At 65.4% G+C, this 17,589-nt stretch carries 6 protein-coding genes; all 6 read right to left on the bottom strand.

The window, feature by feature from the left end; genetic code table 11:
• Positions 1-52: 52 nt before the first annotated feature.
• Positions 53-9,739: a hypothetical protein gene (locus OMP40_RS15945; protein ID WP_277532677.1), complete on the bottom strand. Its 9,687-nt coding sequence runs from the start codon at positions 9,737-9,739 to the stop codon at positions 53-55.
• Positions 9,709-13,719 carry an S-layer homology domain-containing protein gene (locus OMP40_RS15940; protein ID WP_277532676.1) on the bottom strand — a complete coding sequence of 1,337 codons (4,011 nt, stop codon included), beginning with the start codon at positions 13,717-13,719 and terminating at the stop codon, positions 9,709-9,711. The genes OMP40_RS15945 and OMP40_RS15940 overlap by 31 nt, the downstream gene beginning before the upstream one ends.
• Positions 13,658-14,077: an S-layer homology domain-containing protein gene (locus tag OMP40_RS15935; protein WP_277532675.1), complete on the bottom strand. Its 420-nt coding sequence runs from the start codon at positions 14,075-14,077 to the stop codon at positions 13,658-13,660. The genes OMP40_RS15940 and OMP40_RS15935 overlap by 62 nt, the downstream gene beginning before the upstream one ends.
• Positions 14,078-14,268: 191 nt before the next feature.
• Positions 14,269-14,850 (bottom strand): AfsR/SARP family transcriptional regulator, encoded by a 582-nt coding sequence (locus OMP40_RS15930; RefSeq protein ID WP_277532673.1) that lies wholly within the window; start codon positions 14,848-14,850, stop codon positions 14,269-14,271.
• 20 nt (positions 14,851-14,870) lie between these two features.
• Positions 14,871-15,419 carry a LytR/AlgR family response regulator transcription factor gene (locus OMP40_RS15925; RefSeq protein WP_277532672.1) on the bottom strand — a complete coding sequence of 183 codons (549 nt, stop codon included), beginning with the start codon at positions 15,417-15,419 and terminating at the stop codon, positions 14,871-14,873.
• Positions 15,400-17,232 (bottom strand): sensor histidine kinase, encoded by a 1,833-nt coding sequence (locus OMP40_RS15920; RefSeq protein WP_277532671.1) that lies wholly within the window; start codon positions 17,230-17,232, stop codon positions 15,400-15,402. Before OMP40_RS15920 ends, OMP40_RS15925 begins: the two co-directional genes overlap by 20 nt.
• Positions 17,233-17,589 lie beyond the last annotated feature (357 nt).

The following is a 17,589-nucleotide window of genomic DNA, read 5'->3' as shown; positions in this document are numbered from 1 at the left end:
AAAGAAGTCCCCCTCCCCGAAGGGAAGGAGACTTCCGTTTCTCGTTTAAACGTCAGGACAATTCGCGTTTTACGATTTTCATGACAATCTTGCCGATTCTCCAGTAATTCTGGAAATCCTTCATGAAGTTCGAGATCGTGCTGCCCATCATCGACTGCAGGATGAACACGCCGATCGCCGCGCGGTACTCGTCCCACACCGCCCCGAGCGCATCGTCCCACTCGTAGCCCGACAGGATGAGCATCACCGTCGCCTTCATCCAGTCGCCCATGTCGTTCGTGAGCAGGTCGGCCGATTCGTGCGCGCCGAACCCGGCGCCGCGCAGCGTGCCCAGCGTCACGATAATCGCGGCCTCGTCGTCGCCGAGCGCGCGGCGTTCGACCGCGGACAGCTCGCCGAGGAATGCGGCCTGCTCGTTTTTGCTGATGGCCTTGACGATGTCGTAGATTTGCTTGTTGTTCGCCTCCGCGATCTGCAACGCCTTGACGATGACGGTGAGGGAGATCTCGCCGGTGTCGACCATCGCTTGGGCGATATCCTGCAGCGGCGCCATGCCGTACAGATAGTCGGGGATCCATTCGGGACGAAGTCCCGCCTTGTACACCGCCTTCACGATCTCGTCCAGATCCGTGAAGCCGCCTTGCTTCAGGTCCTGCGCGATGATCGCATAGTTATTCGACGCGCCCGACTGGACGACCGCGACCGCGATCTCCGTGGCGCCAAGCCCGGTCTGCTTCAGATAAGCGACGGACTCCGCGCCGTAATACACATACTTCAAGTAGTCCGTGAGCTTGTAGCCGTTGAGGGCAAGCAGCCGTAAACGATCGTTCCGGCTGTCGAACATGCGGCTTACGAAGCCTGCGGCGTCATAGGCGCTGTAGCCCAGCCGCTTCAGAATGGCTTCCTCCGCGATGCTGCCGCTCAGCTCGTCCATCGCCAGCATCGCGTTCTCGATCGGCAGCCGGCCGAAGCCGTAGCCCGCGACCGCCAGCGCGATATCGCCGATGGAGGCGTTCGGCAGGCCCGCACGCATGATCTGCATCATCGCGAGCACGCCCGCGGAGCTGCCGCCGTAGCTCTTGTACATCAGGAAGTCCGCCATCGCCGCCGGGGTGTTGACGCCGAACCGGATGAGCAGCGCGGCCTGTCCCTCAATGGTGCCTTCGTTTTTTAACACGCGGTTGAAGGATCGATATCGCAAATTCAGAATCGTCGCCCCGTCGTAACCGAGAGCGGCAAGCGTATCGACCAAGTAACGGTCGCTAACCTCCAACTTGCCGTTGCGCTGCATCTCGACCGCGATATCGCTTGCGCTGGCTCCCTGGGCCTTCATCCGGGTCAGCAGCGCGAGCACCGGATCGACGCCGTACACTTCCGCGATCTTGCCGTTGATCTGATCCGGCGAAGCGTCCACGTTGATCATCGCATCCTTGGCGCCGAGCGCGTCGAGACCGAACAGCAGCTTGAGCGCGAGCACGATGTCGGACAGCGGGAACTTCCCGGACATATAGCCCGCCAAATTGGTCGGATTGCCCGCATAGGCAGCCGGCACCATCTGCTTCAGATACGACAGATTCGTATCGGCATAGTAGACGGCGGCGATCGCCAGCGCGATGTCTCCGGCCTGGGCGTAAGGCTTGAGCAGCTCGGTCGCGCGCGCCGCGTCTATCTGATAGCGGTTCTTGAGCTGCAGCGCGATGTCGGCGAGCGAATTGTTCGTTTGCTTCAGGAAAGCCACCGCGCCTTCCGGCGTCGTCACCCCGTACAGCTCGAGGACGTCCGACAGCAGGTCGGCCGACGTCGGTCCTTGTCCGCGCGCCTGATTCACGGCGGCTTCGATCGTTTGCGCCGTGTAGACGCCAAGTCCGGACAGGATGGCCTTCGTATTCGTCTCCGATTGGGCATAGCCGTTCAGGAGCGCGGACGCGATGTCCGTCGCGCCATAGCCGGCCTGCCGCAGCATGCCCGCGGCGTCCGATGCGGAACCGACGCCTACCGCGCTCAGCACCGCAGCCACGCCGGCACCAGTCAAACCTTCCGATCCTGCGACCAGCACATAGACGATCGTAGCCGGATCGAACAGCTCCGTGCCTGCCAGAACGGCGGCAATCTCGCCGGCAGTCAGACTGTAATGACGGCTGAGCGCGCCGGCGATGTCGCCCAGCGGAATGCCCGCTTGCCATAGGAGCCTTGCGGCGGCAGCGGGATCCGCGATCTCTTCGCCGCCGGCAAGCACCGCGTCCGCATCGGCGGCCGAAGCCGGCGCATAGACGTCCGCTACGGCCGCCGCGATCAGGGACGCGCTGTCGAGGTCGAGCGCCGCGAGCCCGTCGGCGGTCTGCTCGGCGGTCAAGCCGTAGTACGACCGCGATGCCGCGACGATTTCCTTTAACGAATAGCCCATCTGCCGCAGGATCGGCGCGCCGTCCTCCAGCTTGGCGGCGCCGGCGCCGCGCAGCAGGTCTCCTGCGCTCTCCGCGAACGGCTTGCCGTAATACTCCAGGACGGCTGCCGTCACCGCGCCGGTCTGGTAAGCGGCGATCGGCAGCAACGCGCCAAGCGCCTGACCGGCGGTCAGCCTGTAGTGATCGCGCGCGGCCAGCACGAGGTCGTCCAGCGTCAGGTTCTCAGCGCGCAGATCCGGAATGGCGGCTTCGAACGTCGTTGCCCCCAGCCCGTCCAGCGCGGCCACCAGCGCCTGGCTCATCGTCTGTCCGTATACGGAGGCGATCGCGGCGACGACTTCGCTGCCGCTGCCGTCGAAGAAGCCCGATGCGTCGAGGGCCGACGCCGTCTGGCCCTGCGTCAGTCCGTAGTGCTCGCGGCCGACGCGCACGATGCTCCGGAGATCGAAGTTCATACGCAGCAGGTACGATACCGCGTCGGTCAACGTATGCATGCCGCTCGCTTCGAGCGAATCGACGACGCTCGCGTCGCCGGACATGCCGTACACGCCCGCCACCGTGGCGACGACGTCCTTGTCCTTATACATGCCGAACGCGCGGAAAGCCTGCAGCGCTTGTCCCGACGAAAGACCGTATTCTTCCTTCGCCAGCATCGCGCCCGTCCGCAGATCGAACCGCTGCTGCGCGTAAATATAGGCGATCGCGTCGGCGAAGGACGCTTGTCCGTTCGCCGTCAGCAGCTCGCGGATCGCATGCTCGACCGTCTGGCCGTAGACGCCCGCCGCCGCATAGAGCACGACGCTGTCGCGTTCGCCGCTGTGCGCCAGCAGGGCTTGCGCCGTCCGGCCGAGCGGCGCGCCGAAGCGATCGCGGGCGATGGCGGCGATATCCTGCAACCCGAAGCCGGCATCCCGCAAGTACGGAATCGCCGCCTCCAGCGTGGTAATGCCCTCGGCCGCAAGCGCGGCGGCCGCGACAGCCGCCTTGCTGTCCCCGTAAATGCCCGCCACCGTCTGAATGACCTTCGTCAGCTCGGACGGGTAAGCGTCGGCGAGCAGCCTGGCCGCTTCGCCCGATTCCAGCCCGTAATAGGATTTCAGGCTGCGGGCGATCTCCGCTTGCGAATACTTCGCGTTTTTAAGGAAGACGATGCCGTCGGCCGGCGCAGCGCTGCCGGATGCGGCCAGCAGCTGCGCGACCGTCACCTGGTCTTGCGCGTACAGCGATTTGAGCACGGCGATCGTATTTTGCAGGTTCGGATTGCTCGAACGGGCGATCAGCGCCTGAATGACCTCTTCCATGCCGTAGCCGCCGCGGATCAGCGCCGGACCCGCTACGCTCGGATCCCGGTATTCCGTATAGCGGGAGGCCAGAAGGCTGATGACCGAGCCCGCCGACGCGCCTTGCGCCTTCAGCGTCTTCACCCACAGCGCGACCGGGTTGCCGCCGAACGCCCAGGCGACCGCCGATCCGATCTCGTCCTGATCGTAGAACTGCGCGGACAGCAGCGCCGCAATCGCGCCCGACTCGTCCAGTCCGTACTGCTCGCGCAGCACGAGCGCGATATCCTTGAGCGGATACGGGCGCAGACGAACGATGATCTGGTCTTCGGTCTGCCCCTTGGACTGCAAATACAAAGCCGCTTCCTTGGCCGCGATGCCGTACCGGCTGAACGCTTTGATCCAGTCCCAGCCCTCGCTGTCATATACGGCTGCGAGCTCGCCGACCGGATACCCGGTACCGCTCAGCACGGCGGTGAGCGCGGACATCTGCGATTCCCGCGAAGCGCCGGGGTACAGCGAGATCGTGCCCTCGATGATCTGCTGCAGCGTGAACTTGCCGGTCGCGCTCATCGTCGCCGTGATGTCGCCGACGGACGAGGCGCCGAACAGGAACTTCGCATCCTTGGCCAGCTTGGCTGCGTCGCAAGCGCAATCGGCCGTCTGCTGATCGATCCACATCGCCATCGTCTGGCCGAACTGCGAGATCAGCGCCCTTTGATAATCGTAGAACGAATACCGTTCGCTCATGCCCGCCGCCAGGTTCGCCGGATTGGCCGGCTCGGCGGCATCGCTCGCATAGGCGGCGCGCAGCGCGGCGAGCGCCTCTTCCGCGGAGTAGAAAGCCCCGGTGGCGAACATGTCCCGGACCGCGTCCTTCATCGCATAAGCCTTGCCGCCCTTCGTCACCGCATCGTGCACGTACGTCAGCGACGCGGGGAGCGGGTAGCGCGCATCCTCCAGGAAGTTTTCCAGCACGGGCGCGATGCCGGCATAGACGTGCGCGAGGAAGTAATCGGCCACCTCTACCGGATCATACCCGCCTTGGAGCAGCGTCGTGAACAGCCCCTTGGCATCGAAGCCCCACGGATGGAACATCGGCTCGAGCGCGTCGTAGGCCGACGCCGTATTCGCCCCGTAGACGGTGCGCAGCGTCGCCGCCGCCTGGATCTTGCTGAAGCCGCCCTGCACGAACTGGCTTGCCGTCTCCCGCAGCGTCAGCGAGGTGCCCCATGCGCTCATCACCTGGCGGGCGATCGCTTCAGGATCCCCGCCGCGGCTCAGCAGAGCGGCGACTGCCGTCGCCGCGCCGCCGCCGGCCGCCCGGATCGCGTCCGCCACGTCGAACGCTGACATCCCTTGGCCCAGCATGGCCGAAGCCGCGTCCGCCGGCGAGAAGATCGCGCCGGCTGCGGCATACAGCTCTGCCCCGGCCAGACCCGCTTGCCCGAGCGCCCGGACGGCCTCTGCCGCGTCCGCGAACGTATAGAGCTGCCGGACGGCTGCGCCGATGGCCTTCGCCGGGTAGCCGGCGCCGCTCAGCAGTCCGGCCGCGGTCGCCGCATCGGCGGAGAACAGCGTCTTGCTCGCAGCGGCTGCATCGGCCGCTGACATCCCGCCGGCCGCCAGCGCCTGCACCGTCCCGGCATCCGTCAGACCGTACGCGCTCTGCACGGCGCCCGCGGTGTCCGCAGCTCCGTACAGGATGCGCAGCTGGGCGGCCGCGCTGTCGCCCGTTTCATGGAGCGCGCGGTTCATCGTCAGCGCCGCCGTCTTTGCGGACACGCCTCCCAGTTTGAGCCCGCGCACGATATCCCGCGTCTGATAACCCGCGTCGCGGAAGCTGCCCGCGAATTCCTCCGGCGCATAGCCGGCGGCAAGGAAGCCCGCGATCCACGTGTCCGGCGCGTTCGGCAAATACCGCGTCGCCCGGACGGCGCCGAATGCCGTGGACGCATCCGTGTCCATCTGGTACAGCAGTCCGAGCACGGCCGCAAAGTCCAGCTGATACGCTTTGCCGACGGCGGCCGCGTATAGCGCGGCGGAGAACCCGCCCTCCCGCAGCAGCTTCGCGGTCTCGAGCGCCGAGCGTCCGAACTGCGCGTGCAGCATCGCCGCCGGCGTATCTGCATTCCGGCTGTCGACGTAGCTCTGCACGAGGCCGAGCTCGCTCGAGGCATTCAGCGCCGGCGTAGCGGCGAATTGCGCCAGGAACGCGCCGTTCACGCCTTTTACCCGGTTCACGCCGGTATAGGCGACGGCCAGTTCGTCGGTCGAACGGAGGAGCGATCCGCTCCAGGTCAGCTTGACCGTCGTCGCGTTGATAAAGTAGGACTTAACCCCGCTTTGCCACTGGTCGCCTATTTTCAGCGTAAATCCGGCACTCGTCTCCATCGACACGAGCGGCGCGTCGAACGTCAGCAGCACGCTCGCGCTGTCCGCGCCCGATACCGCGCGGAGCATGACGGGCGGCTTCTTCGCGTATTGCACCGTCTGGTCGGCGCCGAGCGCGTATCCCGGCTTCGACAGCGCGAGCGTCAGCGGATAGTCGCTTGGCCACGATACGCCCACCTGATAAGTCCGGCCTCCATCCGGCGTCGCAATCGTCAGATCGTAATAGGCGCTGGCGAAGCCTGGCTTGAACAGCTTGATATCCAGATCCGGCACCGGCTCGGACAACACGATCGTGAAGCCCGATTCGTTCGGATTCAAGACGGTAGCCGTCACGGCGATCGGCACCTGTACCTGCGTCCCGCCGGCCGAGCCGAAGCTATAGCCCTTCTTGTTCAGCTTGAGCGTATACGTGCGTCCCTCCGTCAGCTTGACGTCGACCGCATACTTCGCCGCCGTCTCTCCCGCGACCGCGCTGCCGACGGCGATCCGCTCTCCGTCTTCGTTCAGCAGCTCGATCTCGTCCGCGCTCAGTCCTTGAACCGCTTTGTTAAAGGCGAGCGTGAAGCCTTTCTTCGAGATGCCGGACACCTGGACCTGAGCCTGGATCGGCAAAATAACCTGCAGCGGTGCGGCCGTCGGATGCGCCGGATCGCGGACGTCGATCGTGTACGTCTCGCCTCTCGTCAATGAATAGACGACCTGGTACCGGCGTCCGGCGTTGGCCGCGCCAGATAAATCGAAGAACGAGACCGCATTCAGCTTGATCCGCGTACCGGACGCATCCGTCAGATAGACGTCGTCCGGCTTCAGATTCGGCACGGCGTCGCCGAGCTCGAGGACGAAGGCGACGTCGGAAACGCCGCTCGCCGAGAGCGCAAGCGCCGGCCGCGCCTCGCGCCGGACGGCCGGGCCGAAGTCGTAGCCGTTCGCGACGAGTTGCAGCGCGTACGTTTCATGCGCAGCCAGCTCGGCGGAAGCTTGATAGGACAGCCCGTCTTCGGACGCGGTCCAGGCGGTGATGGCGACTGCTTTTCCGGCGCTGTCCGCAAGCGCCACATTGCCTGCGGTCAATCCGGGCACCGCCAGGTTCAGCTTGATCGCGAAGCCCGTCGTCAGCAGCGCCGGCACTTCCGTCTGTACGGCAAGCGGCACGACGAAGCCTGCATCGGCGCCGAAGTCGTAGCCCGCTTTGGATAGACGCAGCGTATAGCGCCGCTGCGCCTCGAACGTAGCCTCCACCGCGTAGGCGGCGCCGCCGTCGGACGTCGTCATGGCATCGATCGGGATCGGCTTGCCGTCCTGATCGAGCAGCGTGACGTTCGCGGCCGTAAGCCCTGACACCGGAGCGGCCAGGCGGATCGTCAGCCCGGACGTCCCAACGTCCGAATACGCGGCGGTTACCGGGATCGGTACGTTCAGCGTCATCGGAGTGCCGAAGTCGTAGCCGGCCAGCCCGATGGTCAGCGTATAGCCGGTGCCGCCCGTCAGTGACGCACTCAGCACATAGGTGCCGCCGCCGTTCGCCGTCGTCGCGCCGGTCAGCGCGACCGCATGTCCGGACGCATCCCGCAGCGAGAAGCTGGAAGCGGACAGTCCGCCTACGGCAGGAGCGAGCGACACGGTGAGACCCGTCTCGGAGATCGCCGCGATCGCGGCCGTCACGGCGTCGGGAATATCCGCGACGAGCGGTTCGCCGAATTCGTAGCCGGCCTTGGCGACCGACACCGTATACGTCTCCCCGCCCGCATAGTCGGCGACGATCCGATAAGTCGCTCCGCCGTCGTCGGTCGAGACCGAACCGACGGGCAGCGTCGTACCTGCCCCGCTGCGCAGCGCGAAGCCGCTCTCGTCGAGACCCGGCACGGCGGGGTTGAAGCCGATCCGGATCTCGCGCGGACTCGCGCCGGTCACGGCCGTCCGCTCGAAGATCGGCACGTCGAACGGGATCGGATCGCCGAATGCGTAGCCGTCTTTTTCCGGAATAATCGTGTAGCTCTCCGATTGAAGGAAGTCGGCGGACAGCGCGTACGTCGTGCCGCCGTCCGTCGATTCGGCCGACAGCACCGGTAGACGCCGTCCGTCGGAAGCGCGCCGCAGCACGAATTCCCCGGGACGCATGTCCGGAATCGCCGGATCGAGCGTCAAGCCGAAAGTGCGGCTGCCGCCCGGCGCCAGGCCGTCGAAGGTCGTCTGCGCCTTCCGGACGATCAGCGGAATGCCCGGCCCGTAGTCGTCGCCCGGCTTGGTGAGCGTGACCGTGTAGTTGACGTCCGGCGCGAGCGCCGCATCGATCTCGTAGCTCAGCCCGTTATCTTTGGACACGATGCCGCTCGTCTTGACAACATTGCCCTGCTCGTCCATGACGACGAGCTTGAACTCGCTGCTCCAGTTCACCGCACGGTCGAAGTTCAGCCGGAAGCCGCCAACCGACGCCATATCCACCGACGCCGCACGCCGATTCAGGCTGAACGGAATCGTGAACTTCACCGTATAATTCGGTTTGACGATCGTGACGGTATAGGTCTTGCCGGCCGTCAGCTTCGCGGACACCTGATAGGTGGCGCCGCCATCGGCGGTGGTTGTCGACGTCACGGCCGTCGTCTGGCCGCCGCCGTCCTTGATCACGATCTCGGAGACGCCCAAGTCGGCCACGGGAGGGCTGAGGAACAGCCTGAAGCCCTGCTGGTTCTGGAACATCGTCGTGATGCCCACCGCGATGCTAAGGCCGAACGTCAGCGGCTTGCCGAAGTCGTAGCCCGGCTTGGAGACGGTCAGCGTGTATGTCTCTTGCGCGTCGAAGGCGCCGGTCAGCTTGTAAGAGCCGCCGCCGAGATCGGCCATCGCGAACGATACCGGACGTCCCTTGCCGTCCCGCAGGTCGAAGCTGCTCTTGACGAGGCCGAGCTCCCGGCCTCCGTAGCTGCCGATATCCAGCAGCAGATCCGTGCTAGTCGTCAGCGAGACGAGGACGTTCGCCGGAATCGGAATATCGAACGCGAGCGGCGCGTCGAGCGCGAATTCGTCGCGCTGCACGTCGAGCGTGTATCCTGCGCCCGGCTCGACGGCACCCGCGCCGACCGCGTAACGGAACTGATAGCTCAGGCCCTGATCCGCCGTCGAGAAGCTGTACAGGTGCGTGCCGAGCACGCCGCCGCTTGGATCGCGCAGGACGACTTCGGAACCCTTGAGACCCGCGACCTTCTCGCCGAATTGAAGCGTGAAGCCCGTCGATGTCACGTTTTTGATCGTCGGGGCCAGCGACTTGCGCACGGCGAACGAGACCGGCTGCGTCTGTTGATACGACGCCGGCGATTTGTACTGTACCGTGTAAAACTTCCCGGGCGTCAGCGCGGCCGTCAGCGCATAGCTGGCGCCGCCGTCCCCGGTAGACGCGCCGGTCACGGGGATCGCCGCGCCGGAAGGGTCGCGGACGATGAAGCCGGCGCCGGTCAGTCCGTCGACGGGCGTGGCGAATCGGACCTTGAGGCCCGTCGCCGTGCCGTCCGCGGCAGAGATCTCCGTCGGGAACCCGAACGTCGGCGAGGTTAGCGCATAATCCGCGAGGTCCGGTACCGCCGCCGGATTCAGCGCGATGCTGTACGTATGGGCAGGCGAGAAAGTCACGAGCCTCAGCCGATAGACGGTACCGCCGCCGGCCATGGCATATTCGTACGGATGATAATCGTTCCCCCGCTTCGTCCCGGGCGAACACGCCGCCGTACTGCGCCTGCGGAAGCGCGGACGAGAAGCGGACCTCGATGCGTCCGTCCAGCGTCGTCTGCACGATCGTCGCAGACAGGAAGTAGCCGACGTGGAAGGTGACCGGCGAGGCGAAGCGGAAAAAGTCCTTGCTCAGCGTCAGCTTGTAGTCCCGTCCGCTGGTCAGGCCGACATGGACGCGGTAGCTGGCCCCGCCGTTCGCGGTGGACAGCGTCACGCCGCTCAGGCGATTGCCGCTCGCGTCGCGCAGCTCGAGATTGGCCGGCAGCAAGCCCGGCACGGCGCTGTCGAACGTCAGGTCGAAGCCGTCCGCCCCGATGCGGTCGACGGCCGGGACGCCCGCATCCACCGTAGGAGCAACCTGGAACGGGACGCCCGCGTCCGGAAGATGGCCGTACAGCCGCAGCGTGTAACTGCCCCCCGGACAGCTCGGCCGACAGCCGATAAGTGCGGCCTTGATCGGACGTCGTCGCCGAATCGATCGCAACCGGCATACCCGTATCCGCCTGGACAAGTCCGAAGCTGCCGGCGGTCAGACCGCTCAGTGCTTCGCTTAGTTTCACGGTCAGGCCGCTAGCGGTAATTTGATCGACCGTTATGGTAGCGACGACCGGTACCGTGAAGTAGAACGAATCTTCATCAATGTCCGCGTCCACCGACAGCTTGTAGTCTCCGGGCGTCAGCGCGGCCGCGAACCGATAGCTCGCCCCGTTGTCCGTTGTCGTGACGGAATCGATCCGCAGCGCGCTGCCGACGACTGCGCCATCTTTCGCCCTGTACAGCGCAAAGGCGTGCGCAGTGTCGATCGCCGCGGGCGGATTGAGCGCCAGCGTGAACCCGGTCCTGGAAGGATCGACGATCGTATTGCGTGCGTACACGTTGATCCGGTGCGGACCGCCGAAGTCGTAGCCTTCCTTGACGACGGTCACATCGTAGCCGCGGCCCCGCAGGCCGTCAAAAGTGGCGATGAACGCGTTCTGCATCGGGATGAGCGCCTTGATCGCGACCGAAGCGCCCGATGCGTCCGTAATCCGATAGTTGTCCATGGTCGTCGGCACGGACGGATTAAGTCCGATAAACGCGGCCAGGTCGGCCAACCCGCCCCAGTTGTTAATCGTCGGACGGATGATTTGCAGCGTGCCGCCGAAGTCGTAGCCCGCATGCCGTACGTCCAGCGCATAGTCGCTGTACGTCATTTGTTCCGGTACCAGCAGGTAGCTCCGGCCTCCGTCGTCCGTCGTCGCCGACGCGAGCGCATACGGCGTGCCGTCCCGGTGCGTCAGCGCGAACGCCTCGGGAGGCAGCCCCTGGACCGGAACGCTGAAATGCACGCGCAAGCCCTGATCCACGTAATTGACCGACTCGAAGGTCGTGTACCGACTGACGGCGATCGTCTCAGGTACATGCAGCTCTCCCGAGAACACGAGGTCCGCAAAGGCGATGCGATACCCGTAGTCGCCGGCGGCGGGCAGCTCGGCCGTCACGACGGCGGACCTGCCGTCCGCCGCCAGCTGTACGCCCTGAACGGCGATTGCCGCGCCCGACGCCCCGGTCAGCGAGATCCGGTCGGCGGTCAACGCCGCGATCGGCGAGCCGAAGCGGATGGAGAAGCCCTGATACGACACCCACTCGATCGTAGAAGGCGATTCGGTCGCCTTGACGGACAGCGTCAGCGGTTCGTCAAAGGTATAGCCCGGCTTGTTCAGCGACACCGTGTACGTGTCGCCCAGCGCGAGCGGCGCGTACACCTCGACGATCTTGTGCGTGGCTTCGGTCTCCAGCATGTTGATGCCGACAGTCGTCTCGTCGCTGCCTTTAATCGTGAAGCTGTCCATCTCAAGCTCCGGCACCGGCTTGTCCAGCTCCAAAACGAAACCGGAGGAAGTAAGACGACTGACGCTGGGCGCGACGACCACAAGACCTGCAGGCACCGTGAAGGTCAAGCCGCTGCCGAAGCCGTAGCCCGGCTTGACGATCGTCAGCCGGTACGTCTCGCCTTCGGTCAGCGAAGCCGCGATCGCGTACGTCGCCCCGCCGTCTTCGCTGACGGCGCTAGTCACGGCCACGCTGTCTGAACCGTGCGTCAACTGGAACTGCCCGGCCGACAGATCCGGAATCGGCACGCTCAAGCCGACGGACAATCCCGCGCCGCCGACCGTACCGCCCGGCGCCAGCGTGACGGCGATCTCCTCGGTTCCCTCCGGCAGCACGTCGATCGTCAGCGCGCCGCCGAAGCGATAGCCGGGCTTGACGATCGTCAGCAGGTAGCGTTCGCCCGCGGACAGCGCCGCGACGACCGCATACGTGGCGCCGCCGTCGGCGCTGTCCGCGGACGCGATGTCAACCGGCTCGCCGCCGTGCGTCAGCGCGAGATCGGCCGCCGTCAGGCCGGCGACCGGTCCGCTCAGCGCCAACGTGAAGCCGGACGGCGCAGCCGCGCCGACAAGGGACGCAGCGACGTCGACGTCCGCCGGCTGGGTGACCTGAACCGCGACGGCGAGGCCCGAGCCGAAGCCATAACCCGTCTTCGCGATCGTCAGCGTATACGTCGCGCCTTCTGACAACGCGGCAGCCAAAGCGTATGTCGCGCCGCCGTCAAGCGTTGCCGCGTACGTCACGGGGACATTGCCGCCCGCGGCGTCCTTCAGGGCAAAGTTCGCGGCAGTCAGACCCGGCACGGCCGGGTCGAGCGCCACCTTGAGACTGGACACTCGCGCTTGAACAAGCGTCGGGACGACCGTTATCGTCGTATCGACCGGCGGCGTCGGCGTCGGCGTACTCGTCGGCATCGTCGTCGGCGCAGTCGTCGGCTGCACGCCGCCATTTCCGCCAGTGCCGCCAGTGCCGCCAGTGCCGCCCGACCCTCCGGCCGCGACGGCGCGCTCGGTCGTTTCCACGGTCGCGGGCTTCGTCTCGAAGCGCACGTCCGCCGCGTCTACCAGCGCATGGCCGATGGTCCCCGCGCCCGTGAACTGCGCGCCGCCGTGCAGCTCCGCGCGCTCCACCGATACGCCGTCGCCCAGTTTGATGGCCGCGGACTTGACGCCATCCGCAACCTGCAGCTCGCCGATCGTCCCGGCGCCGACGGTCAGCAACACGTCGCCGGCGACTTCGACCTTGCCGAAGCTTCCCGACAGCTCGACCTCGCCGGCCGCCGTAATGGAGATGCCGGCGATCCCGGCGCTCTCCGCCGTGCCGGCCGACTCGATGTTCGCGTCCGTCCGCACGTCCATCCGCTCGATGACCGTCGTGCCGCCGACGACGATCCGGATCCGGCCGTCCTTCTTCTCGACGACGACCGTCCCGAGCCGCGAGTCGTCGATATGTACGCTGTGCGCCCCGCCGCCCTGCAGATTCGTGCTCCCGACTACGGCGACGCCCTTCAAGTAGACATCCCCTTCGCCGACCGCCGCGCCGATCGTCAGGTTCCCGCGCACCGTCACGTTGCGCAGCGTGATGCCCGGCGCATCGATGACGACGTCCCCGCCGACCGCGGCAGTGCCTGATGCCGGCCCATATACGCCCGCCTCCGTCAAGCGCAGCGCGGCGGGCACGATGCCCCCGTTCGCGGCGACGACGGACTGCGTGCGGATCTGGTCCAGCAGCACGACGGCCTCCGCGCGCGTCAGCTTGCCTCCGGGACGGACCGTCCCGTCCGCGAAGCCTTGGACGATGCCGCCTTCGACGAGCGCGCCCAGCGAAGCCCGGGCATAAGCCGGCACATCGTCCCGGTCCCCGAACGCGCCGAGCGCATTCGCGCCGTCGCGTTCGACTGCCGGCACGAGCTTCGCGAGCATGACGGCCGCCTCCGCGCGGGTGAGCTGCCGGCTCGGCTTGAACGTCCCGTCCGGGAAGCCGTTAATATAGCCCGCCGCCACGGCCGCCTGCACCTGGGACGCGAACCAGGCATTGCCCGGCACGTCGGCGAACTGCAGGCTCGCGGTTCCCCCCGTAGGCGAACAGCCGGTTCGCCAGCGCCACGAACTCGATCCGGCTGATGACCTGATCCGGACGCAGGCTGCCGTCCGGGAAGCCGTCGATCAGCCCCAAGCGCCGCCACTCCGCCATCGTCTCGCCGGCCCAGTGTCCCGACGTGTCGGCGGAAGCGGCAGCGGCAGACAACGCCCCGATGCCGGGCGTCCCGAAGCCCGCCGCCAACGGCGCTGCGGCAGCGGCCTTGCCTCCGCTAAAGTTCGGCAAAATCAAGCTGCCCAGCATGCTTGCGACGAGCAGCCAGGCGAGCGCGACGCCGCGCCAATTCCTTCCTCTATTCCCCACAGTACGTTAACCCCTTCCCTCGCTTGCCGCCGCGCCGGATCAGGATCGTCCTGACTGCGGACGGATGGCGAGCATGCTAGGGCTAAGTCTACGGGACCCGAATAAAAGAATAATGAAAGAGTTCGTCAAAATCAGACAAAAAAACCGCTTCGCATCAAGGCTCGGCGGCGTTTGTCCCTTTCATGAAAATATTAGTTGGCGCCCTCCGAAAGCCCGCTGACGAGCGAATCGTAGAGCAGCAGCAGCTCCTTGGACGGCTTGATGCCGAGCTCGCGGCTCAGCAGCTTCACGTAGTCGGTATACTGCGCGGTCAGTCCCTTCTTGTCCCGCACCATCGCATGCTTGCGCATGAGCAGGGCGACGGCGGCCTCGTCCCATGGGTTGCGAACGTGCAGCTTGTGCAGCAGCTTGCCGGCGGCCTCCGTGTCCCCCGTCTCGAGCAGCGCGGCAGCAGCCGCCCGCACGAAGGCCGCATAGCGGTCCGCGAGCCGCTCCGTATGCCGGACCGCCCAGACGTAAGCCTTGGCGCCGAACAAGTCGCCCGCGTACAGCCGCTCGACATCCAGCGCTTCCGCCGCGTTGCCGGCATGGAGCCTGCCGAGCCTGGCCGTCTCCCGTTCGAACGTCTCGAAGTCGACGACCGCTTCGTCCAGCTCCAGGACGTACCCGTCGTTTTCCGAGCGGACCGCCTCGCGCAGGCCAAGGGGCTCCAGCGACTTGCGCAGCTGGTAGACCGCCGTGTTCAGATATTTCTCCGCGTTCAACACCGTCATGCCCGCGAAAATCTCCGCGATCAGCCTGTGGCGGGAGATTCTCTTCCCCGGCTCAGCAGGAGGTAGGCGAACAATTCGGCGCTCTTGCCCGACATCCACTTCACCCTGCCCCGTTCGCTCTGCACGGCAAAATCCCCGAGCGCCGATACGGTCACCCTGTCCCGGATCTCCGCGGGCGCGTCCGCCGTCTTTGCGGGTCCCAGCGCCTTGCGGCTCTCCAGCGCGCGGTGGACCGTCCGCTCGAGCCGCTCCTGCGTCACCGGCTTGACCAGATAATCGAGCGCGGACAGCTCGAACGCGTCCACGGCATAGTCCTTGTGCGACGTGACGAACACGATCCGCGGCGCGCCGCTTTCGCGGTCCATCTGCGCGGCGAAGGACAGGCCGCTGCCGCCGGGCATGGAGATGTCGACGAACGCCAGATCGACGTCTTCCCGCTCCTTCAGGAAGGCGGTCGCGGACGGGGCGTCCGAGAACGTGCCGACGACCTCCAGCCCGTCGTATTTCTCCAGCATTTTCCTCATGATCAGATGCATGACCGGCTCGTCGTCAACCAGCATCACTTTCATACGCGCTCACCGCCCATTCCTCTTTTTCCGTCGCGGCATCCCCGTCCGCGTAGCCCGGCAGCGTGAACCAGAATGTCGTCCCCCGCCCCGCCTCGCTCTCGAACCGGAGACCGCCGCCGTGCATCCGGAGAAATTCGCGGGTGAGCACGAGCCCGAACCGCATCTCTCCGCCATCGCCCGCGCTTGCGAAGCCCGGCTCCTTGAAGTACATCTCGTCGCGCCGGAGCAGCTTGGCCGTCTCTTCGTCGATGCCTCTTCCGTCGTCGCTCACGGATACGCTCACCTCGCCTTCCCGAAGCGACGCGCCTACCGCGATTTGCCCGCCGACGTCCGTGTACTTGATCGCGTTCGCCAGCAGGTTGCGGAAGATGAGATCGAGCATCTCCTTGTCCGCGTTCACGGTCAGCCGGTCGTCGACCCGCTCCGCGATGCGAATGTGCTTGGCGGCGGCTCTCGCGCCGGCCAGCGACAGCGCCTGCCGGACGACCTGCTGCAGATTCCACGCTTGCGGGCGGAAGGCGATCGTGCCGTTCTGGCTGCGGTACCAGTCGAGCAGGTTGTCCACGAGCTGGTAGGTGCCGCGCACCTGGCGCTTGATCTCGGGCAGCACCTCGGCCTTCGCCTGACCTTGCTCCGCCGGCTCCGCTTCCAGAATCTCCGTCAGGCTGACGAGCAGCGCGATCGGATCGCGGATGTCGTGGGCCATCACCGTGAACAGCTTATCCTTGAAGGCGTTCAGCTGCGTCAACTGCTCGGACTTTTCCCTCAGCCGCTCCTCGTTCTCGCGGAGCGCCGTGACGTCGCTCAGCATGACCATTTTCCCGATCGGGGACGTGCCGGCATCGTAGATGTGCGTGATGCTGCAAATATAGTGCCGCGTCCGTTCCCCTAGCGCGCGCGCCAGCGGGAAGCGCTCGTCCAGATGCGCCGGCGACGTCAATCTGTCCAGCAGCTCGGGGCTCTCCGCGAGCAGCGCGCGGGCCGGCATCGGCCCTTCTTTCGCCGCATGCGGCAGGCCGGGATAAGCCTCCGTCGCCGCGTCGTTGTGGCTCACGATCTGGTTGTCGTAGTCCAGCAGGATGACGCCGTCCCGGATCGTATCGAACATCTTGGCATAGGCGAGCGGCGTCAGCCGCAGCAGCCGGAAGCGGAAGATGCCCCATGCGTACACCAGTCCGGACAAAGCGAAGCCGAGCGGCGTGAAGTCGATCTCCTTGTTGAACATGTAGGCGATATTGAACAGGATCGGACCGGCCGCGCCCACGATCAGCGCGACGATCTGCTTGCGGACGATCGGAACGGCTCTGAGATACATCGGGAGGAAGAGCAGGATGCCGAACAGGAGAATCGTATAGTTGTAGATCGCGTGGACCGCGTACCAGGGACCTTTTATCGTGTTGTAGACGGGGACGAGACCTTCCGCATTCGGGACGAAGGCGCGATAGAGGAGATGGTGCCAGTCGTTGGTCAGATGCAGCAGGAAGGTGACGGTCGGGATGAGGAAGATGCCGATCGCGACCTGCCTCCGGCGCTTAGCGGCGAACCCGGTGAATTGGAACACGAGCAGCAGCCAGAAGGCCGACACGAACGGGATGCCGACGTATTCCAGCTGATACGACAGCTTCACCTCGCGCAGGCTCTCGCTCACGATCTCGAGCGTGTACCCCATCGCGTAGCATGAAGCAGTCAGCATCATCCAGACCATCGTGCGCGCCATCGGCTGCTGGCGTTTCAGGTACGAGAGACAGGCGACGAACAGCATGAGCGCCGTCGCGAGACACAGCAGCACCGACATCCATTGCCTCGTATCCACCGCGCTCGCCTCCTTCGATATCTTTATGGACACTTGGATTCGACAAAAGGATTCGACAAAAACAGGCGAATTCCTTGTCGCTGCAAATGCGGCAGGCCTGCTCCGCCGGCTATTATTGGGCGGATAGGACTTATGTAACAATTTACATAGGCTAAAGGGAGGAATATGTTGAAAAATTAAACAATTCTTTAGAAAACCTATTACTTTCGTCTTCCTAATGTTCGATATAGGAATGGTGGAAATTTTGGATAGGGAGGGAGTTTTATAAACTAGAACCAATTTTTGAAGGGCTTTCATGACCAAAGTCGCAGGTCATTAGGGAAGGCCGGTCATGCTGCAATAACCGTCTAGACTGCA

The organism is Cohnella rhizosphaerae, from assembly GCF_029525575.1.
GTDB lineage: Bacteria > Bacillota > Bacilli > Paenibacillales > Paenibacillaceae > Cohnella > Cohnella rhizosphaerae.
This window is presented reverse-complemented; position numbering and strand designations above follow the sequence as displayed.